The organism is Mesorhizobium sp. M2A.F.Ca.ET.043.02.1.1, assembly GCF_003952405.1.
In the GTDB taxonomy this organism is placed as follows: Bacteria; Pseudomonadota; Alphaproteobacteria; order Rhizobiales; family Rhizobiaceae; genus Mesorhizobium.
The window spans coordinates 1,793,244-1,814,171 of sequence record NZ_CP034445.1 but is presented as its reverse complement, the minus strand read 5'-3'; the positions used below and the strand labels follow the sequence as shown (position 1 = coordinate 1,814,171).

Genomic DNA, 20,928 nt, shown 5'->3' with positions numbered 1-20,928 from the left:
GGTTAGGATGGAAGCAGGATGCCGGCCATGCCTTCCACCGCAATCCAGAACATTCACTACGATCCGTCGCGGCGAGTCCTTTCGGTATGGTTCGTTCCGAGCGGCGACCGCTACGACTATGAGGATGTGGAACCCGAGATCTACATGGCCTTCAAGGCAGCTTTCTCAAAAGGCCAATTCTTCAACGAGTTCGTGCGCGATCGCTTCAGATACCGCCTCGTTGGACGTGGGCGCCGGCATTGAGTGCCAGGGCGCCGCGTCTTGACGCCGCGGCGTCGTCAGCCCGTCTTGGGCGCGACGATGCACATCACGTGCTCGGCGATCGCCAGGCTGGCAGTCAGGCCGGGGCTTTCGATGCCGAACAAATTGACGAGGCCGTCGATGCCGTGCGTTGCGGCATCCTGGATGACGAAATCGCTGTTGGCGTCGCCTGGGCCTGAGAGCTTCGGCCGGATGCCGCTATAGCCCGCCTGCAGGCTGCCATCGGGCAGATCGGGCCAGTATTTGCGGATTGCGGCATAGAAGCGCTCACCGCGCGCCGGATCGACGCGATAGTCGATCGTGTCCGTCCACTCGACGTCCGGTCCGAAGCGTGCGGCGCCTGCAAGATCGAGCGTAAGATGGACGCCGAGCCCGCCGGGCTCAGGCACGGGATAAATAAGATGTGAAAAGGGTGCGCGCCCGGCAACCGAGAAATAATTGCCCTTGGCGTAGCGAAGCGCCGGCAGGAATTGCCGACCAAATCCTTCGAGCGAGCCTGCCAAGGCGACGGCGCCCAGGCCGGCCGCATTGATAAGGCGCGGCGCGGCGATCTCGAACTGCTCGCCGCTCGCCGCGTCCATCGTCCGCACCACGATCCTGCCCGGCTCGACGCGGCCCGAGACGATGCGGGTGTTGAGCGACAGCGTCGCGCCGTTGTCCTCGGCGTCGCCGAGCAGGCCGAGCATGAGCGCGTGGCTGTCGATGATGCCAGTGGACGGCGAAAGCAGCGCCATGGTGCAGTGAAGCGCCGGCTCCAGGGCTTGCGCTTCGGCGGCGGAGACGAAGCGCAAATCGTCGACGCCGCAGGCAGCGGCACCAGCCTGGATCGTGGCGAGCACGGGGTCCTGGGCCTCGTCGCTCGCGACGATCAGCTTGCCTGCGCGGCGATGCGGGATCGCGCGTTCCGCACAGTATCGATACAGCATGTTGCGGCCAGCGACGCAGAGCCGGGCCTTCAGCGACCCTTGCGGATAATAGATCCCGGCATGGATGACTTCCGAATTGCGCGAACTCGTCTCGGTGCCGATGGCATCCGCGGCTTCGAGGACAAGCGTGTCGAGACCTTTGGCGGCCAATGCGCGCGCGACCGCCAGACCAATCACGCCTGCGCCCGCGATAATGCAGTCGACTTGTTCCATGTGCTAACCCTGCTGCGCCATCAGTTCCGCGACTGTCGCGGCTTGTTGGCGCTATCGATAACCGGCTTGGCGGCTCTTGCGACCAGCCTTCGCGATGAGGCATCAGCCGTGACAATGCAACGCGGAACTTTCGGATTTCTCAACGAGGAAGCTCGTCCTATTTCCGCTTTGGACCCCAAGACAGGACCCCACCATGATGGACGCCAGACCGAATTCCCCCGAAGCCCGCGATATCCGCTACCACATGCACGGCTACACCAACGCGCGCAAGCACCAGGAAACCGGTCCGCTGGTGATCGAAAAGGGCGACGGCGTCTATGTCGAGGACATTGCCGGCAATCGCTACATCGAGGCGATGGCGGGCTTGTGGAGCGTCGCCGTCGGTTTCTCGGAAAAGCGGCTGGTCGAAGCGGCGACAAGACAGATGTCGAAGCTGCCCTTTTACCACGACTTCGGCTCGAAGGCGCACGCGCCGCTGATCGACCTGGCCGAGAAGCTGGTGCAGATGGCGCCGGCGCCGATGAGCAAGGCCTATTTCACCAATTCCGGTTCCGAGGCCAACGATACCGCGATCAAGATGATCTGGTACCGCTCGAACGCGCTCGGACAGCCGGCGCGCAAGAAGATCATCAGCCGCAAGCGCGGCTATCATGGCGTCACCATCGCCTCGGCGAGCCTGACCGGCCTGCCGAACAACCATCTCTCCTTCGATCTGCCGATCGCCAACATCCTGCACACGTCGACGCCGCATCACTGGCGCGACGCGGAGCCCGGCGAAAGCGAGGAACAGTTTTCCGCCCGGCTCGCCGACGAGCTGGAAAAGCTCATCCTCGCCGAGGGGCCTGAAACGATCGCCGCCTTCATCGGCGAGCCGATCATGGGCGCCGGCGGCGTCGTCGTCCCGCCCGCCGGCTACTGGGAAAGGATCCAGGCGGTGCTGTCGAAATACGACATCCTGCTGGTGGCCGACGAGGTGATTTGCGGTTTCGGCCGCACCGGCGAAATGTTCGGCTCGCAGACCTTCGGCATCAAGCCAGACATCATGGTGCTGTCCAAGCAGATCTCGTCCTCCTATCTGCCGATCTCGGCGCTGCTCATCAACAACAAGGTGTTCGAGCCGATCGCCGACGAGAGCAACCGCATCGGAACTTTCGGTCACGGCTTCACCGGCGGCGGTCATCCGGTCGCCGCGGCGGTCGCGCTGGAGAACATCAAGCTGATCGAGGAGCGCGACCTCGTCGGCAATGTGCGCAAGGTCGGCGCGCATCTGCAGGCAAGGCTGCGCAAGCTTGCCTCGCATCCGCTGGTGGGCGAGGTGCGCGGCGTCGGCCTCATCGCCGCGGTCGAGCTCGTGGCCGACAAGGCGACGAAGGCGCCCTGGGGCAAGCCGGCGGTGCTCGGCGCGCTGGTCAACGGCTTCCTGCAGCAGAATGGCGTGATCTCGCGCAACATGGGCGATGCCATCGCCTTCTGTCCGCCGCTGATCATCACCGAGACCCAGGTCGACGCGCTGGTCGATGCGTTCGAGCGTTCGCTCGCCGCCGCCCTGCCGCAGATTAATCCGCAGGGCTGAAGAGAGGATGGCGCCCGATGTCTTGCGTCCTTTTCCCCTGCTGATCGGCAAGCTGCCTATGCGCGTCTCGCCGTCGGTATCCATAATCTGTTCGATCCATGGAAAAATTGTTCGGCGGCGAGCCCTCCAAGGGTCGACGGTTCCTTCTAAGACGGGTCGGAGTCTATAAAAATATAGACATTGGACCCTGGTCGTCGACATACCGAGAAAGTGCCACAGCATGCCCAATCCAACCGTTGTCGGTTTCTCCGGAAATTTCACCCGGCCGTCGAAGACGCGCGGCTTCGTCGAGCACGTCGTCAGGGATATCGCGGTCCGCAACAATCTGTCGGCGAGCACCTATGACATCGAGGATGTCGGCGCCTCGCTCGGCAGCGCCAAATGGGCGCGAGATCTCGATCAAAAGGGCCGCGACGTCCTCGACAAGGTCGTCAATGCCGATGTGCTGGTGGTCGGATCACCGACCTACAAGGGCAGCTATACGGGCCTGTTCAAGCACTTCTTCGACCTGCTCGACCCAGCCGCGCTCAGGGGCAAGCCGGTGCTGCTGCTTGCCACCGGCGGCGGCGAGCGGCACGCGCTGATCGTCGAGCACCAGCTTCGGCCGCTGTTCGGCTTCTTCGAGGCGCTTGCCTTGCCGACGGGGGTTTACGCGACGGACAAGGATTTCGCCGATGGCGTTCTCGTGTCCGAAGCGATCCGCAAACGCGCCGCGCAGGCGGTCGAGGAGGCGGGTTATGCGCTGTTGCGCCGCGCTGGCGGTCAGCGGGTTGCGGCCGAATAGCCGAGGCCCTCTGGCCGGGGACGTTTCCCGACGGGTGAGGCATGGCCGATACGCCATCGGGCCAGCCGGCAGGCGATACGATTATCGCGCCGGTTTCAAGCGTAGCCGAGATGTCGGTCGGAATCGGACGGCTGATATTGCCGGTTGCAATACCGCGAGACGCTCCTTGGACTGGGCTCGCTTAAGAACAAATCTATATCCCCGACCAGTTCGATGCGCCTCAATCGCGACTTAAAGCGCGTCGCGATCCTTCGGATTCGCTCCATGCGCTTTGGTCTTTGATTTGCGCATGTCTTTATCCCGAAGCCAGTTCCCACTTTCGGGAGACATGCTTCAGTTCCATCGCGATAGTCGGAAGCGGCTGATATCCGCGAGGAAATCAAACGCTTACCTACATTAGGGCTTGCTGGTATAAGAGGGTTTCGTCAAGGCTGGTTTGTCCACGTCGAAAATTTCAGCTGAGACACTGTCGACATTTGACGATTTGGTGCGCCGAGTAAGATCCGAGGCATAAGCGAGGACCATCATGAAGTCTGCGCGGCGTATCGAGACTTCTGTCATCGCACACCCTCAACCAGGTCCTGCCTGAGGTGGCGCAGCGGATCGGCGAACGCCTCGGTCTCTCCGACGAAATCCGGCGCAACCTTGGACAGATCTACGAGCGCTGGGACGGCAAGGGCCTGCCGCGTGGACTGAGCGGCGAGGAGGTTCCGCCCGCCGTGCGCCTGATCACACTGGCGCAGGATGCGATCGCGCTCAGCGATGCCGTCGGCATCGACGGGATGGCCGAGACCATCGGCAGTCGTGCCGACGGCCCGTACGAGGCCGATCTGGCGCGGCTCGTCTCGGCCAACGCCGCGATGCTGATGCGGGGTATCGGCGCTACGATCGACCGCGAGACAATTCTAGCGCTGGAGCCGGATCCGCCCGTGACGCTGGACGAAGGGGCTTGCGACGAGGCGTTCCTCGCCATCGCCGACATGATCGACATGCGCATGCCATTTACGCAGGGCCATTCGCGGATGGTGTCGGAGCTGGCCGCGGGCGCCGGAGCAAGGATCGGTCTGCCCGCCGCCGATGTTCGCGCGCTGCGCTGGTCGGGCTGCATCCATGACATCGGAGAGCTCGCAGTGCCTGTGGCGACCTGGATGCGCAACGGTCCGCTGTCGGTGCGCGAGCGCGACGCGGCGGAACTGCATGCCTATTACGGCGAGCGGGCTCTGGCTTCCTTCGGCCATGACGGCGATGCGATGGGGGCGCTCGTGCTGCGTCATCACGAACGCCTGGATGGTTCGGGATATCACCGCAAGGTCGGCGGCTCCGACCTCTCCCCGGCGGCGAGGATATTGGCCGCTGCCGAAGCCTTCCAAACGTCACGCGAGGAACGTGCGCACCGCAAGGCGCTGTCCAGCGAAGCGGCGGCGGCACAGCTGCGCGCGGCTGTTCGTGACGGCTGTATCTGCCCCGACGCCGCCGAAGCCGTGTTGTCATTCGCCGGGCAGCAGTCGCGCCGGGCCTTGCCGCAGGCGTTGGCCGGCATGACGCCGCGCGAAATCGAGGTGCTGCGCCTGATCGCCGCCGGGCTTACGGCGAAGGAAGTGGCTCGGAAGCTGGATATCTCGCCCAAGACCGCAGACCATCACATCCAGGCTGTCTATGGCAAGATCGGCGTGGGCACCCGTGGCGCGGCCGCGCTCTATGCGGTCGAGCACGGCCTTGTCCGGCCGGGTGAAATGCCGGCATAGGGAATTCACCCCATGTGCGCCCGCTGCGAGGCGCGCATCGTGATCCTGTCGACGGACCAATGGGGGCCGCGACCGACAGGAGGAAATCCGATGCTTCTCGCAACGACCAAGGTGGCCGACGTCGACCACTTCATCCGCATCTTTTCAACCAAGGGCGCCGACAAGCGCCGGCTGCACGGCTCGAACGGCGCAACCGTGTTCCGCGACCCGAGCGAACCGGACCGCGTCTGGGCGATCTTCGACTGGGACGCCGAGGGCTGGAAGAATTTCGTGTCGGATCCGGAGGTGCCGGCGATCCTTCAGGAAGCCGGCCATGTCGGCAAGCCGCAGGCGGCATTGCTGCTCGGCCACTACGAGGCCTGAGGTCCGCGCCGTGCGTCGCCTGCCGTCGGCGGCGGCGCGTCCGGCAAAATCCAGAACACGAAACCCGTGATCGGAGATTTCAAATGGATCCGAAACCCATCAAGATCGGCCTCATCGCCGAACTGACAGGCCCATTGTCTTTCATGGGCATCGCAAACGCGAACCTCACCACGATGCTCGTCGACGATGTCAATGCCACAGGCGGCCTGCTCGGCCGGCCGGTGGAACTCGTCATCGAGGATGGCGAGACCACCGACAGTGTCGCCAAGGCAAAGGCCGCGAAACTGGTCGATGCCGAGAAGGTCGATGTGGTCGTCGGCGGTATCTACAGTTCGACCCGCCTGGCCATCAAAAGCGAGGCGGTCACGCGGGGCAGGACGCTCTACATCTATACGAGCAGTATGAGGGACAGGAAAATGATCCCCTGATCTTCTGCACGGGCCCCGTGCCAGCGCAGCAGGTCGATCCGCTGATCCCATGGCTGATGAAGAGCACCGGAGCGAAGCGGTTCTATCTGCCGTCGGCTGACTACATCTGGCCGCATCTGCTCAACAAGGCCGCCAGTCGGGCGGTGCACGCCAATGGCGGCGAGATCGTCGGCGAGGAGTATTTCCCGCTCGACACCGTCGATTTCCGACGTACGGTGCAGCAGATCATGGCAAGCGGCACGGACGTGATTTTCAACACCATTGTCCCGCCGGGCCTGACGCCATTCCTCGAAGAACTGCACAAGGCCGGTTTCGGCAAACGCGGCGGCAGAATCGTCTGCACTTACTTCGACGAGAACTTCTTCAATCTGGTGCCGTCCGAGCAGATCGAGGGCCTCTACAGCTGCCTCGATTACTATCAGGAACAAGACGAACCGTTCGGCCGCGCGCTCTTGCGCCGCTATAGCGAGCGGTTCCCAGGCGGCGCCACCTTGACCGCGGGCAGCGGGTGCACCGGACATTACCGGGCAATCAAGATGTGGGAAGCTGCGGTAAAGGAAGCAGGCAGTGTCGAGCGAGATGCGGTTATACAGGCGCTCGATCACGTGCGGATCGGCGAAGGCCCGGGCGGTCCGGCCGAGATGGTTCCCGGACAACACCATGTTCGCATGAACATGGACATCCCGCAGGCACAGAGCGGTCGATTCCGGATCGTCAAGAATCTGGGTCCGATCGATCCCGACGAGCAAGTGCTCAGCGGCTTCCAATTCAGGAACGCAGGGTGACTTGAAGCGCCGATCGCTGATGCTTCTGGCGGGGGCAGCCGCATGATGCCCTCGCTATCTCCGTCGCACTGACAAGCTGGTCGGACCTGACTGCCCTGCATGTCGCGGCTGGCGACCTTATTTCCCGCCGCTCTCTCTCATCCGCGCGATGATCTCGGCCATCAGCGCAAGGTCGCGCCGTGAGTCCGCCAGGTCGGTGAGCGGCTTGGTGCCCTCCATGATGTGGCGATGGAATGTCTCCAGCTCGTTGGAGAAGGCATCGCCATAGAGCGGTCCGAAGGCCTTCGTCACTGGGCCGAGCGGCCCGGCCTCCGTCACCTCCAGGCGCGTCGGCAGGCTGCGGATATAGGGCGTGTCGTAGATGATCCGTACCCGTTTGGTGTTGGAGCGAACCTCGATCATGGCATCGAACAGGCCGAGATCGTCGACCACCGCGTCATAGAGGCAGGCGAAGTGGCCGTAATCGAAGGTGACGCTGGTGTTGGCGCCGCCATTGGTGTGGTGCGCCGCCACCACCCGCCGCGGCTCGCCAATCAAGCCACGCATGGCCGAGATGTGGTGCGAGGAGAGCGCGGTCAGGCCTCGATAGGCGCGCACGAGCTCGGCCGAGGCGTCTTTTCCGACCACCTCGCGGATCAGCGCGTCGCGCTCCTCGGCACCGCGCGAAAGGATCGCCGGGTCGATGTCCCGCGGATAGAGGATGTTCTGGCTGTTCTTCAGGAAATGCCGGCCTTCCGAGATCAGGTCGAAAATGCGCACGTGGGTGATGTCTTCGTGCGCCGGCAACTCGTCTCGCGCCGCCAGATAGGCCGGCGCGTAGCGGCGCATGTAGCCGACGAAGATCGTCTTTTCGTAGTCCTTGCTCAGCGCCATCAGCTCGTCGATCTCGCGCACCGTCAGACAGGCGGGCTTTTCGAGCAGGACATGCTTGTTGGCTGTAATCGCGGCGCGGACGAAGCGGCTGTGCGTGTCGTCCGATGAGAGCACGAAGACCGCGTCGATATCCGGCGAATTGATCAGCGCCTCGGCGCTTTCATAGGCCTTGGCGGTTGGGTATTGCGAGGTGATGAGTTTCACCAGGCTCGGTGAAACGTCATGGGCGCCGGCGATGACCCAGCGGTCGCGCTGGTCGGCCAACACCGGCAGATGGATCGATTGCGCGACCTCTCCAAGACCCACAAGCCCGACACGGATCAGCGCCACGGCGAACTCCTTCGCTAGTTTGTTTCAAATTCCATGCGCGGCGCGGCTGTCACGCCGCGCCGGTCACCAGCGCCACGAGCTCGTTGCCGGTGGTTTCGGACGAGCGCACCGTCGCCACCATCTTGCCGGCACGCATCACCCAGATCTGGTCGGAGAGCCGTCGCACCTGATCAAAATTGTGGCTGATCAGGATGACGCTTACGCCTTGCTCGCGCAGCTTGCGGATAAGGGCCTCGACATTTGCCGTTTCCTGCACGCCAAGCGCCGCCGTCGGCTCGTCCATAACCACCAGCTTGGCGCCCGACCCCGCCGCGCGGCAGATCGAGATCGCCTGCCTCTGGCCGCCCGAGAGACGCCGGACGCGCTGGGTCACGGACGGCACGTTGATCGACAGCCGTGACAGCATGGCGCGCGCCTGGTCTTTCATCGCCTTGCGGTCGAGCAGGGCGAACGGGCCGATGCGGCGCACGATCTCACGGTTGAGGAAAAGGTTCTGCGCCACCGTCAATTCGTCGATCAGCGCCAGGTTCTGGTGCACGGTCTCGATGCCCGATTTGCGCGCCTCGTCCGGATTGGAGAACGGGTGCTGGCGGCCGTCGAAATAGATCGTGCCGCCGTCGGGCACATGCACGCCGACCAGGCAACGGATGAGCGTCGACTTGCCGGCGCCATTGTCGCCGATCACCGCGGTGACCTCACCTCGCCGGGCTTGAAACCCGACATCGGTGAAGGCGCGGATGCCGCCGAAATGCTTGCTCAGTCCCTGGCAGGCGAGGATCGCCTCGGAAGGCGCGATGTGATTGACGGTGCTCATTTCTGATATCGCATGATCAGCGCCGCCAGGACCACGATCACGCCCACGGCAAGTGGTTGATAGAAGGCCGAGACGCTGAGCAGCGTCAGCCCGTTGACGAGGGCCGTCAGCATCAGCGCGCCGATCGCCGGTCCCAGGATGCTGGCGCGGCCGCCGAACAGGCTGACGCCGCCCAGCACCACGGCCGCCACGGAGTTCAGGAGCAGGCTTGTGTTGATCTGCGGCTCGGCCGAGCCGATGCGCGCCACCAGAAGGATCGACGCGATGCCGGCGCAGAAGCCGGAGATCGTATAGGCGGCGATCTTGACCCGGTTCGTGCGAATGCCGAGCGCGTTGGCGCTCTCTGCCTGGCCGCCGGTGGCAAGCAGATGCACGCCGAACCGCGTGTGGTAGAGCGCAACATGCGCGACAAGGACGGCCGCGATCGCCACCCAGACCGGATAGCCGAACGGCCCGAGATAGCCTGACGCGAGCTTGAGCAGGAACGTCGAGCCCACCATGGTCGGCTCGCCGCCTGACAGGATGAGGCCAAGACCAGTGATGCCGGAGAGCGTGCCGAGCGTCACGACGAAATCGGGAATACGCCCGGCGGTGATCAGCACGCCGTTGATGAAGCCGATGGCGCTGGTGGCGAGCGCCGCGAGCACGCAGGCGGCGAAGATGTCGAGACCCGCCGCATTGACCAGGCCGAGGATGACCGCGCCGAGCATGACGGAGGCTGCGAGCGAGAGGTCAATGCCGGACGTGGCGACAACGAAGGTCTGACCGATCGACAGCACCACCAGGATCGCGGCGGCAAGCAGGATCGCCTGCATGTTGGCGACGCTGAGGAAGACTGGCGAGGTGACGCCGAACAGGATGACGAGACCGACCAGGCCGACGACGGATGCCCAGTCGGCCCAGAAGGAAGGATCGATGAGGAGAGCCGCCAGGGAGGGACGGCTCTCCTCGTGGACGCCCGCCTGTCGGGAGGCGGGCGCGTTGTCGGCTGGAAGGCTCACTTCAGCATCTCGCGCAAGGGATCCGGATAGTCGCCGCCTGGACGCGGGAAGTTCTTCAGCGAGGCTTCCGCATTGTCCTTGTTGATGAGGAGCACCGGCGCAGGCACGTTGGCGGGGAGTTCCTTACCCATTGCGGCAAGCTTGCACGCCTCGACGCCCATTGCGCCGACCACATAGGGGTATTGCGCGACGGTGGCCGTGAGTTCGCCGGCGGCGACCGATTTCAGAGCGTCGACAATGCCGTCGAGGCCGATCACCTTGACGTCCTTGCCGGACGTCTGCACGGCTCGCTCGACGCCGAGCGCCATGATGTCGTTGGCGGCAAAGAAGCCGGCGAGATCCGGATGCGCGGCCAGGATGTCGGTGGCAGCAGTCAGCGCCTTCTCGCGATCCCAGTCGGCGCTCACCATAACCACCACTTCCAGCTTGCCCTCGACCGCCTGCTTGAAGCCCTTGATGCGGGCGTTCGAGCCGACGTCGCCGACGATACCGGCAATCAGCGCCACCTTGGAGCCTTTCGGCACCAGCTTCAGCATCTCCTCGCCGGCCAGCGCGCCGGCAGCGACGTTGTCGGTGCCGATATAGGTCGAGACGGCGAAGCCCGCGGCCTTGGCCTGTTCGGCATCGATGGTCGAGTCGATGTTGACGATCGGCTTCTTCTTCTGGGCGACCGGCACCAGCGCCTGCACCAGGTTGGAGACGCTGATCGGATTGACCAGGTAGCAATCGTAATCCTGCAGGGCCATGGCCGTCAGCTTGTCGGCCTGCCCCGTCGCATCGCCCATATTGGCGGCGGCCTGCACGGTGACACCAACGCCGTCGGCCTTGGCCTGTTCCTCTATGCCCTTCTGCATGGTCTGGAAGAACGGATTGTCGAGGCCTTTGACGATCGCCGCGACCTTGGCGTCTTCGGCTTGCGCGGGCGCGGCTAGCTGCGTGGCAAGCAGGCCAGCGCCGAGGGCCAGGCAATTGAACATGCGCATATATCTTCCTCCTCCGGATTTTTGGTTGTCGGCTCGTTGTTCTGCGAACGGCATGGCTGACGAAACACGCGCGACCCCGGCGCTTGCGTTGGAAAGACAAGCTTGTGCGCGCACAAGGCGCCCGGTTCGGGTTTCTTTCATATCAGGCGTTGCTCCTCCCAGAGCGCTGATGATATCACATCAGCGTTATCGCATGTTTGGAAATAATTTTACGTACGTCAAGAATTAAAATGGAGCGCAGTGCATTTTTAGTGTGGTCGGCGTCTGTGACGTGCCGCCATTGTGTCTTTAGCAGACGGAGTTCCGAAGACCACGCTTGCGCTCTATCAAAAAGATCGAACCGGCGATCATCGAGGAACCGCACGGTCCGCTGTTCGGAAATGGCTGCGCGTGGCTCGCCGGCTATTTCGCCCGCGGGAGCGACGGCTCCGTCTCGTCCATCATCTGTTTGACGGCATCGGCTGACCTGCGCATCTCCGCCTCGTCCATCGCCCAACCGGCGAAGCGTTCCAGCAGAGCGGCGAACGTCACAAGGTCCTGCTCATTCCACTGCGTCAGCGATCCTGCAAAAATCCGCCATTTGGTCTGGCGCACCGCCGTCACGAGGCGCTCGCTCTTGGCGGTGAGCTTGAGGCATATTCGCCGGGCATCGAGCTGCGACGCGACGCGGAAGGCGTAACCACGCTCGACGAGATCCGCGGAGATGCGACTGGCACGGGAGGGATCGATTCCCATGCGCTCGGCGATGACGCCGACCGTCACCTCGTCCTGCGGGGTGTCGCTGGCGACCGCGCTGAGCGCGATGATCGCATCGAGATGACTCAATTCCAGCGAGGGGTCGATGCGGGCCAGGATCAAACGGCCGAAGTCCCGGCGCTGGACCGAGCGGCGCATCTTGCTCATCACCGCATCGATGGCCGCCACAGCCCCGGCTGCCGCTTCGGACAGGCCATGGCCGCGCGCCAGATCGGCGAGATCCTGATCGCCTCGCGTCTGGCACAGGTTGGAAAATCGGTCGGCCTTGCCCGGCTCGGCATCGTTGCTGCTCATCCCGCAGCGCGCTAGCAAATATATATGCCGATGTCAATTATATGCTAGTAGCATATATTTGATGTTGACATACATCTGCTGTGAGCACATAAACCGCGCCCATGCGTTGGAGGTACCCCATGAGCCTTGACTCAACTCTTCCGGATGCGCCGCCCGTGGAGGCCGAAGCCAGGCCCGATCTTACAACATTGATCGTCTATTGCGGTGCGCTGGTTGCCATGTTCATGGCCACGATCGACATGCAGATCGTCGTCACCGCCTTGCCCACCATTGCCGGAGAGCTCGGCAACCTGCATCTGTTTGGCTGGGTGGGTGCCGCCTATCTGCTCTCTACCGCCGCGGTCTCGCCGTTCTACGGCAAGCTTGGCGATATGTATGGTCGCAAGAATGTCGTCCTGACCGCCATCGGCCTGTTCGTGCTGGGCTCGCTGGTCTGCGGCATGGCATGGTCGATGGAAAGCCTGATCGCCGCGCGCGTGCTCCAGGGCATCGGCGGCGGCGGCCTGATGGTTTCCGCCTTCGCCATGATCGGCGAATTGTTCTCGCCGCGCGACCGCGCCAAGTACCAGGGTTACAGCTCGGCGGTGTTCGCGCTGTCCTCGGTCCTAGGCCCGTTGGCCGGCGGCTACATCACCAGCCTGTTCGGCTGGCGTTGGGTCTTCCTGGTCAATCTGCCGATCGGTATTATCGTTATGGCGGTGCTGGCATTCGCCATGCGCAGCCGCTTCAACGAGAAGAAGCACCATGTCGACTATCTCGGCGGCGCACTGCTGGCCATCGGCACGACGGCCATCGTCTATTGGGGCTACCATGTGCTTGACCCCTCCGGGCCGGACACATTCACCTTCGTGCTGCCGCTGCTTGCGCTGGTCGCAATCATCTTGTTCATCATGGTCGAACGGCGGGCCGGGGAGCCGATTGTGCCTTTGCGGCTGTTCGCCATCTCGACGGTCAGCATCGTCTCGGGCGTCTCGCTGGTTGCCGGAACGGTGACGCTGGGCATGTTCTTCTATTTCGCCCTCTATATGCAGACGCTGACGGGTCTCAGCCCTGCCGAAGTCGGCTTCCTGTTCCTGCCGGCCTCGCTGACGTCGATGGTCATCTCGATCGTCGCCGGACGGGTCATTGCCGCAACCGGACGCTACAAATGGATGCCGGTGGTGGCGATGGGGATGGGAGGCCTGCTGATGATAGGCTTTGTCTTCATCAACCAGCATACGCCGATCTGGGTGCTGGCGGCGATGATGGCTACATTCGGCATCTCGATGGGCCTGCAGTTCCAGGTGCTGATCGTGGCGATCCAGGCAGCCGCACCCTTGCAGGACATCGGCGCGGTGACCTCGCTGATCACGCAGGCGCGCACGCTTGGCGCATCGCTTGGTCTTGCGCTGAACGGCGCGGTGATGATCTGGGCCTTGAACCGGCAGACCGCGGAGCTTCCCGCTGATGCCGCCGCCTTGCTGCCGCAGGGCTTGAACGGGCTCACCCCGCACATCGCTTCGAGCCTGCCCGCCGCGATCCGCGAGGTGGTGCTCGATCATTATTCCAGCGGGTTCAACGTGATGTTCATCTGGGTGGCGGCGCTCTACTTCGTCGCCATGGGGCTGACGCTGCTGCTGGAGAACAGGGAAATCCCGAGGCGGGCCTGAGCCGCCGAGCCGGACGGAACTCGGACAGATTGAAGTCGCGTCAGCGCCTTCCCGATTTCAATTGAAATCATCCGGCTCTGGCGCCGGCCGCTCCGCCGGCCCCGTCGCCTGTCTCCTGGTCCTGCACCATCGAAAGCGCCGTGCCCGGCTCGCCCTCCCACAGGATAAGGCTGGCAGCACCCACCAGCCCGGCGCGGTCGCCGAGCTCGGCCGGCACGATCGGCACGTCGCGATAGGCCTGCATGGCCCGCTCCTCGATCGTTGCCCTGATCCCCGGGGCCAGCAGGTCGAAGCCGTTGGCGAGTCCGCCGCCCATGACGATCACCTCGGGCGAATAGAGATGCAGAAGGTTGGTAAAGCCGATGCCGAGCCATTTCGCCTCCGCCTCGACCAGGTCGCGCGCCGCCGCGTCGCCTGTCCGCGCGGCTTCGATGACATGCCGGGCCGAGACGTCGCCGTCATTGGAGAGCCGCCGCAACTGCGAGCCGTCGCCGGGCGCGGTGAGCCGCGTCGCCCGGCGCCCGAGAGCGGTGCCCGAAGCGACGGCCTCGAAGCAGCCGACATTGCCGCAGAAGCAGCGATCGCCTTCTCCGGTGATCGTCATGTGGCCGATCTCGGCCGCCAGGCCGCGCCTGCCGTGATAGATGTGGCCGTCGGCGATCACGCCGCCGCCGATGCCGGTCGACACGGTGACGAAGACCAGCGAGCCGGCGCCGCGTCCGGCGCCGAAGCGCCATTCGCCGAGCGCTGCCGCATTGGCATCGTTCTCCAACCGCACCGGCAGGCCGAACTGCCGGCTCAAAATGTCGATCATCGGCACGTTGTGCCAGCCGGAGAGCGTCGGCGGTCCGATGACGATGCCTGCCTTGGGATCGAGCGGACCAGGCGCGCAGGCGCCGATACCGATCACTTTGGCCTGCGGGTGGTCGTCCAGCAGCTTGTCGGCGAGCGCGATGATCCGGCCGATGACCGCCTCGGATCCTGCTTCGGTCATCGTCGGTTCCGAGACGCGCGCCACAACCTCGCCGCCGCGCCCGATCAGCGCGCCGCGCAGCTCCGTGCCGCCGAGGTCGAAGGCTAGCGCAAGCGTGCTCATCAGGCGGCGGCCTTCAGTCCGTGCAGCCAGGCCATGCGCCGCGCGAGGTCGGGATCGCCAAAGGCGAGCGAGCCCAGCACCACAGTGTCTGCGCCTGCGGCGCGCAGCAGCGGCACCGTCTCGTGGCGAATGCCGCCATCGGCTGCCAAAATGATGTCGGCCTCGCGCCCGGCCTGTCGCATCAGCGCGCGCGCCTCGATCAGTCGCGGGCAGGCCTTTTCGGACAGGCTTTGCCCCTTGACGCCGATCGCGGTGCCGAGCAGCGTCACGAAGGCGACGTCAGGCAGGAACGGCTCGATCGCGTCGACCGGCGTTTCTAGCCGCAGCACCACGCCCGCCTCGGCGCCGAGCTCATGCGCCAGTTTCACCGCGCGCAACCCGGCCTCGCCGTTTTCGGCGTGGATGGTGACGAGGTCGGCGCCGGCCTCGATGAACTGGCGCGTCTGCGCCTCGACGATTTCCGCCTCGACCATCAGATGCACATGGATCGGTTTGGCGGTCAGCCTGGCGATGCGTGCCACCAGATCCGGGAAGAACAGGAAGCCGGGGGTGAAGCGGGCGTCCGCCACGTCGATGTGGTGCAGGTCGGCATGGGCTTCGATCCGCTTCAGGTCGCGCTCCATGTTGGCGAGATCCGCCGACCAAAGCGAGAATTCGCCGATGAGCCGGTTGCGCGGCAGCGCGGCTATGGCCGCCGGTCCGGAGAGAAGTTTGGCGATCATGACGGAATGAGGCTCCGGGCTTTCGAGTGGGAATGAAGGAAGAAGTTGATCTGCTCATGCAGCTCGGCGAAATGCTTCGCGCTGTCGCGCGCCTTGGGCGTTACTTTCGTGAAGGTCGCGCCGGGTATTGCCGCAGCCAATGCATAGGCGGTCGACAATGGGTGCACGGCATCGATTTCGTTGCCGATGACCAGCGCCGGAATGTCGAGCGCGGCAGCGTCGCGTTCCGAAACGCCGGGTCCATCGCCGGCGATGTCGGCAAGCACCCGCGCGAAGGCTTTGGCGTCGGGCCGGTCGAAATAGCCATGCAGCGAAGCGAGATTGTCAGGCGCGTCGCGGTAGAGCCGCGTGGCGGTCTCGGATTGCGCGAAGATCCTCCTTGCCTCGTCGGCGCTATGTTCGAGGATGAGCTCGGCGGCCTCGGCGATCGGTTCCATGTTCTGCGGCGCTGGCGAAAACGTCCATGCCGGTCGCAGCAGGATAAGGCCTGTGACGCGCTCCGGATGGCGGCAGGCGAGGCGCAGCGCGATTCCTGCGCCCATCGAGACGCCGCCGGCAACGAAGCGGTCGAGGCCGGCCCGGTCGGCCGCGGCAAGCACATCGTCAGCGAACATTTCGAACGAGAACGGTCGCCGTTCACCGAAGCCTGAGCCGCCATGGCCGCGGCATTCCAGCGTGATACGGCGGAAGCCGGTGGGGCAAGTCTGGGCGACCTGCGCCTCACCGCCGCCGAGCCCGTGCTGGAACACCACCGCCGGGCCTTCGCCCGTGTCGGTGCGGAGCAGCGTCGCGCCGTCGCGAAGAAGCGCAATCTGGCCCGCCATCACACCAGCTCCTTGAGAAAACGCGCGACGCCCGGCGCCTCCCTGGCAGAGAGCCCATGCGTCACCAGCGGCCCGTCGAAGCCTGTGGCTTTCAGCCGGGCGATGAAGTCGGCGAAGTCGACCACGCCCTGTCCGGCCGTGGCAAAGCGGCCGTCGGCGAAGCGGTCCTTGGCATGCGCCAAAGAGACATGGCCAGCCACGCACTCGACCGCTTCGGCAACGATGGAGCGTGCCTGTTCGGCATTCGCTCGCTCGAACAGATTGGCTGGATCGAGCACGATGCGCAGCCGCTTCGAGCCCATCTCGCCGATCAGTCGTATCGCGTCTTCAGCCGATGTGACGATGTTGGCTTGTTCCGGCTCGATGCCGAGATCGATGCCGTGGCGCTCGGCAAGCCGAAGCGCCTTTTCCATCTCGCGCGCCATGTCGGCCCAGGCCGTGGGATCGGAATTGTCGGGATGGTACGCCCACTGATCCTCGGCGTTGCGCGTCCCGGTGCAGAGCGTGACGAGCGGGATCGAAAGCCTGGCCGCGGTTTCGATGACAACCGCCAGCCGTCGCAGTCCGTCCTGGCGCATCCGGCTGTCCGGATGCGCCATGTTGTATGTGCCGGAGAGAGCGACGAGACTGATTCCGGTCGCCTTGGCAGCGGCACCGACAGTGTCGATCGCCGCGTCCGGAACCGCGTCCGGCATCGACGGCAGGCCGGCGCAGGCGAGGTTGAACTGCGTGGCCGCGAAGCCCGCATCACGGACAGCGGCAAGCACGCCGGTCGGCTCGCTGCCCGGGAAGGTCTTGGCGAACACGCCGACCTGCATCAGACCGCTCCCGTCACGCTGGCGAGCGCGACGCGCTCGCCGCTCTCAACCGAGCGGGCGATCGCTACCATGGCGCGGATCGAGGCGAGCCCGTCCTCGACCGTGGCGCCGCGCTGCGGCGCGCCGTTGAGCACCGTGTCGGCGAGGCCCTCCAACTGGCGACGGAAGAAATGGCCGTCGGCGCCGAGCGGCTTGCGCGAGGTCGCGTCCTTCTCGTGGAAGATGTCGACCTCGCTGGCGCGGAAATACCAGGGATTGAAAGTCTTCGCGATCACCGAGCCGTTCTGGCCATAGAGCTGGAAGCCTTCGTGCCAGTCCATGCGCACGGCGACGGTGAGGTCGAGATGGCCGAGCGCGCCATTGGCGAATTCGGTCTCGACGAACCAGCAATAGGCGCCGAAGCGCTCGTTGAGGCGGGCACGAACGGCGGTGATCTCGCCGCACAGCAAGCGCGCCGTGTCGACGAGATGCGAGCCATGCGCCAGCATGAAGTACTGCCGCAGGTCCGCCTTCGGATTGCCGCCCGGCTTCTTCGCCAGCTTGCTTGTGATGGGCAGCGGCTGCACTGCGTCGGTGTTGGTGTAGCGATGGGTGGAATCGCAATACCAGGCCTTGAGCGCCAGGATCTCGCCCATCTCGTCGCGCACGAAATCGCGCGCCGCTTCCAGCGCCGGGTCGAAGCGCTTCATGTGCCCGACCTGCAGCACCTTGCCCGAGCGCTTGACCGCTTCGGCAAGCTTCTCGCCTTCCTCGACCGAGACGCCGATCGGCTTTTCGCACAGCACATGCTTGCCCGCTTGCAGCGCCTTGATCGACATCGGCACGTGATAGGCGTCCGATGTGGCGACAATCACCGCCTCGAGCTCCGGATCGGCGAGCATTTCGTCATAGTCGCCATACATCTTGCGCGGCTCGTAGGTGGCGCCCATCCGCGCCAGCAGATCGGGCGCCGCATCGCAGATCGCGTAGAGATCGGCGTTGCTTGCCTTCACGCAGGATTCCAGATGCGCGAACTGCGCGATCGGCCCGCAGCCGAGCACACCGACACGAAGGCGACGGTCTTGCTTGTGGATCATCGTCTCACGCCCCGTAGCCGCGCATGGTCTGGCGGTTGGTCTTGACCGCGCCGGCCGGATCGGCGGCGGCAGTCTCGGATTCCTCCTCAAGCACCAGCCAGCCGTTGAAGTTGGGGGCAGCACTTGCGATCTCGATCACCTTTGCCGTGTCGCAGACGCCCTTGCCGAGCATCGCCCAGGTGCCGTTCGCATCGACGTCCTTCAGATGCACGTAGCGGATGCGGTCGCGATAGGTCGTGAGCGTGTCGGCCATGTCCTTGTGGCCGCGCAAGATGTGCCCCGTGTCCGGCACCCAGCCGACCAGCGAAGCGTCGATCAACCCAAAGATGCTGTCATAGTCGGCGCGGTCAAACAGCAGCGTGTTGTGGTGCGAGCTCGGATGCACCGCGACCTGGACGCCGGCCTTGCGGCCGAGCTCGCCGGCACGGTTGTAGACTTCGGCCGCGATGGCAAACTTGTCCTCGCGCGGACCGTCCGACACGACCGTCGCCGAGCCCATCGACACCAGCGTGCCCGGAAAGGGGGCGGCGAAGTCGATCCAGCGCTTGGCTGTGTCGAGGTCCTCGCCAATTTTCTCTTTGAGCGTAAAGCCGCTTTTCGAGCCGAAGGCGAAGGAGACGAGCGTGAGGCCGGACGCCTTCAGCGCGGCGGCGAATTCGGCCGGCTTGTCGGCATAGCGGCCGATCATCGTGTCGGTGATCTCGATGCCGGCATAGCCGCCGTCGGCGATCGCCTTGATGAGATCATCGGGGCCGCCGGTGAACCGGTCTCCCAGCATTTCCCAGGTGAAGGTCTGGCAGCCGACTTTGAGGTCTCTCACGTTCATCCTTTCATTCCTTGGTTCTCCGCGGGACGTGCCTATTTGACCGAGCCCGCGGTCATGCCGGCGAGGAAGAACCTCTGGGCAATGAGGTAGATCAACAACAGCGGCAATGAGCCGAGCACGCTCATCGCCATCATCTGGTTCCATTCGAAAGCGTGCTGCCCCATCAGAAGCTGGATGCCGATGGGGACGGTGCGCATGGAGGTCGACTTCGTCAGCGTCAGCGCGAAGAGGAATTCGTTCCAGCACAACAGGAAAGTATAGACCGACGTCGCCACGATACCAGGCAACGAGATCGGCACGATCACCCGCCAGAGCGCTGTCCAACTGGTGCCGCCGTCGACGGCGACAGCTTCGTCGAGATCGCGGGGCAAGGTGTTCAGATAGCCCGTCATCAAAAGGATCGCGTAGGGCAGGGTGAAGACCAGATAGGTCAGGATCAGCGCGATATAGGTGTCGAAGATGCGATACGAGACGACGAGCCCGAAGAAGGGGATCAGAAGCGTGATCGGCGGGATGGTCTGCGTGCTGATGATGAGGGTGTTCAGGCTGCCCTTGCCGCGGAAATTGAAGCGGCTGAACCCGTAGGCCGCCAGCAAGGCGATCAGCACCGTCAGCACAGTCACCACGAAGGCCACGAAGTAGCTGTTGAAGAAGAAGCGCAGCTTGACCGGGTCGCCAAGGATCTCTGCATAGGCTTCCAGCGTGAAGGCCTTCGGCAGGATGGTCGGCGGCAGGGCGAAGATCTCGGTGTTCGATTTGAACGAGCTGCTCAGCATCCAGTAGATCGGGAAGGCCGCGAAAAACAGCCCCGCGACAAGCGCGATATGCAGCGCGACGGTGATCAGCCTGTCCTTCGTCGTGTGCCTTTTCCTCATGGTGATTACCGGGCCTTCTGATAACGGATGTAGAACAGCGTCAGGCCAAGCGAGATCAGCAGGATGACCACGGCGCTCGCCGACGCCTGGGACAGGTTGTAGCTCGAGAACGCCAGCTTGTAGGTGTAGGTGCTGAGCACCTCGGTCGAGTAGATCGGACCGCCGCCCGTCGTGATCCAGATCAACGGGAAGACCTGCATCGTCCAGATGAAATCGAGCAGCGAGATGCTGATGATGATCGGCATCAGCTGGGGAATGGTGATGAAGATCAGCTTCTGGTAGGCCTTCGCCCCGTCGATATCGGCGGCCTCGTAGAAATCCTTGGGGATGCCCTGCAGGCCCGCGAGCAGGCTGACCATGAAGAGCGGGTAGCCCGCCCAGATATTGGCGAAGGTGACGGCGTGCAGCGCGGTCTCGGGCGAGGAAAACCACTCGATCTTGGAGCCGATGAGACCCAGCTGCATGAGAATGCTGTTGACGACACCGTTGGGCTCGAGCAGCAGGCGCCAGATCACCGCTATGATCACCGCGGTGAAGAGCCAGGGCAGTATGTAGAGCACGCGCAGGATGTTGCGCAGCGTCGGATTGATGCGGTCGCTGTTCAGCATGAGCGCGAAGATCATGCCGATGGTCATGTGGAAAACGACGCTCATGCAGGTGAAGTAGAGCGTGTGCCACAGCGAGGCCCAGAACACGGGATCGGCAAAGATCGCCTGGTAGTGTTTCAGCCCGGCAAAGGACGGGTCGCGACGCAGCACCGCGCTGTTCTGGAACGAATAGGAAATCACCGTCACCATCGGCAGCAGCATGAGCAGGCCGATGATCACCAGCGAGGGCGACAGATAGAGATAGGGTGCGACCGTTCGTTTCAGTCTGTGACGGGAGCGCTTCTGCCGGGTCATGTGCCAACCTT

At 64.1% G+C, this 20,928-nt stretch carries 22 protein-coding genes; 8 read left to right on the top strand and 14 right to left on the bottom strand.

Annotation, left to right across the window (positions count from 1 at the left end):
- Positions 1-27 precede the first annotated feature (27 nt).
- Entirely contained in the window at positions 28-243 is a 216-nt protein-coding gene (locus EJ068_RS08570; RefSeq protein ID WP_126064441.1) for a KTSC domain-containing protein, read from the top strand.
- Positions 244-278: 35 nt separating this feature from the next.
- Here the strand turns inward: EJ068_RS08570 and EJ068_RS08565 are convergent, their stop codons facing one another.
- Positions 279-1,400 carry an NAD(P)/FAD-dependent oxidoreductase gene (locus EJ068_RS08565; protein ID WP_127249167.1) on the bottom strand — a complete coding sequence of 374 codons (1,122 nt, stop codon included), beginning with the start codon at positions 1,398-1,400 and terminating at the stop codon, positions 279-281.
- A gap of 196 nt (positions 1,401-1,596) precedes the next feature.
- Between EJ068_RS08565 and EJ068_RS08560 the strand changes: the two genes are divergently transcribed.
- The 6 genes from EJ068_RS08560 to EJ068_RS08540 all read left to right on the top strand — a co-directional run bounded on the left by EJ068_RS08560 (position 1,597) and on the right by EJ068_RS08540 (position 7,078).
- Positions 1,597-2,973, top strand: coding sequence for an aspartate aminotransferase family protein (locus EJ068_RS08560; RefSeq protein ID WP_129554993.1), 1,377 nt, complete (start codon positions 1,597-1,599; stop codon positions 2,971-2,973).
- A 220-nt stretch (positions 2,974-3,193) separates the two neighbouring features.
- On the top strand, positions 3,194-3,757 hold the full coding sequence (msuE, locus tag EJ068_RS08555; RefSeq protein WP_127249168.1) for an FMN reductase: 564 nt from the start codon (positions 3,194-3,196) through the stop codon (positions 3,755-3,757).
- 590 nt (positions 3,758-4,347) lie between these two features.
- Entirely contained in the window at positions 4,348-5,502 is a 1,155-nt protein-coding gene (locus EJ068_RS08550; RefSeq protein ID WP_245463379.1) for an HD domain-containing phosphohydrolase, read from the top strand.
- A gap of 90 nt (positions 5,503-5,592) precedes the next feature.
- Positions 5,593-5,865: a hypothetical protein gene (locus tag EJ068_RS08545; RefSeq protein WP_027024197.1), complete on the top strand. Its 273-nt coding sequence runs from the start codon at positions 5,593-5,595 to the stop codon at positions 5,863-5,865.
- Between the two features lie 83 nt (positions 5,866-5,948).
- Positions 5,949-6,293, top strand: a complete 345-nt coding sequence (locus EJ068_RS33160; protein ID WP_245463378.1) for an ABC transporter substrate-binding protein — start codon at positions 5,949-5,951, stop codon at positions 6,291-6,293.
- Entirely contained in the window at positions 6,290-7,078 is a 789-nt protein-coding gene (locus EJ068_RS08540; RefSeq protein ID WP_245483987.1) for an ABC transporter substrate-binding protein, read from the top strand. The genes EJ068_RS33160 and EJ068_RS08540 overlap by 4 nt, the downstream gene beginning before the upstream one ends.
- Positions 7,079-7,195: 117 nt before the next feature.
- Here EJ068_RS08540 and EJ068_RS08535 read toward each other — a convergent pair whose 3' ends face one another.
- The 5 genes from EJ068_RS08535 to EJ068_RS08515 form a co-directional block, all read right to left on the bottom strand.
- The gene (locus EJ068_RS08535; RefSeq protein WP_127249169.1) at positions 7,196-8,281 is read right to left on the bottom strand and encodes a Gfo/Idh/MocA family oxidoreductase; all 1,086 of its coding nucleotides are present in this window, start codon (positions 8,279-8,281) and stop codon (positions 7,196-7,198) included.
- A 49-nt stretch (positions 8,282-8,330) separates the two neighbouring features.
- Positions 8,331-9,095, bottom strand: coding sequence for an ATP-binding cassette domain-containing protein (locus EJ068_RS08530; RefSeq protein WP_127249170.1), 765 nt, complete (start codon positions 9,093-9,095; stop codon positions 8,331-8,333).
- Positions 9,092-10,096, bottom strand: coding sequence for an ABC transporter permease (locus tag EJ068_RS08525; protein ID WP_127249171.1), 1,005 nt, complete (start codon positions 10,094-10,096; stop codon positions 9,092-9,094). The genes EJ068_RS08530 and EJ068_RS08525 overlap by 4 nt, the downstream gene beginning before the upstream one ends.
- Entirely contained in the window at positions 10,093-11,079 is a 987-nt protein-coding gene (locus EJ068_RS08520) for a substrate-binding domain-containing protein (protein WP_127249172.1), read from the bottom strand. The genes EJ068_RS08525 and EJ068_RS08520 overlap by 4 nt, the downstream gene beginning before the upstream one ends.
- Positions 11,080-11,481: 402 nt before the next feature.
- Positions 11,482-12,003 (bottom strand): MarR family winged helix-turn-helix transcriptional regulator, encoded by a 522-nt coding sequence (locus EJ068_RS08515; RefSeq protein ID WP_245463377.1) that lies wholly within the window; start codon positions 12,001-12,003, stop codon positions 11,482-11,484.
- A 245-nt stretch (positions 12,004-12,248) separates the two neighbouring features.
- On the opposite strand from EJ068_RS08515, the gene EJ068_RS08510 reads away from it, so the two are divergent.
- Positions 12,249-13,778 carry an MDR family MFS transporter gene (locus tag EJ068_RS08510; protein WP_127249174.1) on the top strand — a complete coding sequence of 510 codons (1,530 nt, stop codon included), beginning with the start codon at positions 12,249-12,251 and terminating at the stop codon, positions 13,776-13,778.
- A gap of 67 nt (positions 13,779-13,845) precedes the next feature.
- Here the strand turns inward: EJ068_RS08510 and EJ068_RS08505 are convergent, their stop codons facing one another.
- Genes EJ068_RS08505 through EJ068_RS08470 form a run of 8 tightly spaced genes read right to left on the bottom strand, consistent with a single transcriptional unit; the run spans position 13,846 to position 20,917 of the window.
- A complete protein-coding gene (locus tag EJ068_RS08505; protein WP_129554514.1) occupies positions 13,846-14,874 on the bottom strand; it encodes an ROK family protein in 1,029 nt (342 codons plus the stop codon).
- A complete protein-coding gene (locus EJ068_RS08500) occupies positions 14,874-15,596 on the bottom strand; it encodes a ribulose-phosphate 3-epimerase (protein ID WP_127249176.1) in 723 nt (240 codons plus the stop codon). The genes EJ068_RS08505 and EJ068_RS08500 overlap by 1 nt, the downstream gene beginning before the upstream one ends.
- Positions 15,593-16,420: an alpha/beta fold hydrolase gene (locus EJ068_RS08495; RefSeq protein ID WP_127249177.1), complete on the bottom strand. Its 828-nt coding sequence runs from the start codon at positions 16,418-16,420 to the stop codon at positions 15,593-15,595. The genes EJ068_RS08500 and EJ068_RS08495 overlap by 4 nt, the downstream gene beginning before the upstream one ends.
- Positions 16,420-17,238, bottom strand: coding sequence for a sugar phosphate isomerase/epimerase family protein (locus tag EJ068_RS08490; protein ID WP_126081271.1), 819 nt, complete (start codon positions 17,236-17,238; stop codon positions 16,420-16,422). Before EJ068_RS08490 ends, EJ068_RS08495 begins: the two co-directional genes overlap by 1 nt.
- Positions 17,238-18,314, bottom strand: coding sequence for a Gfo/Idh/MocA family oxidoreductase (locus EJ068_RS08485; RefSeq protein WP_127249179.1), 1,077 nt, complete (start codon positions 18,312-18,314; stop codon positions 17,238-17,240). Before EJ068_RS08485 ends, EJ068_RS08490 begins: the two co-directional genes overlap by 1 nt.
- Before the next feature lie 4 nt (positions 18,315-18,318).
- Positions 18,319-19,140: a sugar phosphate isomerase/epimerase gene (locus EJ068_RS08480; RefSeq protein ID WP_127249180.1), complete on the bottom strand. Its 822-nt coding sequence runs from the start codon at positions 19,138-19,140 to the stop codon at positions 18,319-18,321.
- Between the two features lie 32 nt (positions 19,141-19,172).
- Positions 19,173-20,015: a carbohydrate ABC transporter permease gene (locus tag EJ068_RS08475; RefSeq protein WP_126081274.1), complete on the bottom strand. Its 843-nt coding sequence runs from the start codon at positions 20,013-20,015 to the stop codon at positions 19,173-19,175.
- 5 nt (positions 20,016-20,020) lie between these two features.
- A complete protein-coding gene (locus EJ068_RS08470; protein WP_042639037.1) occupies positions 20,021-20,917 on the bottom strand; it encodes a sugar ABC transporter permease in 897 nt (298 codons plus the stop codon).
- Positions 20,918-20,928: the final 11 nt, after the last annotated feature.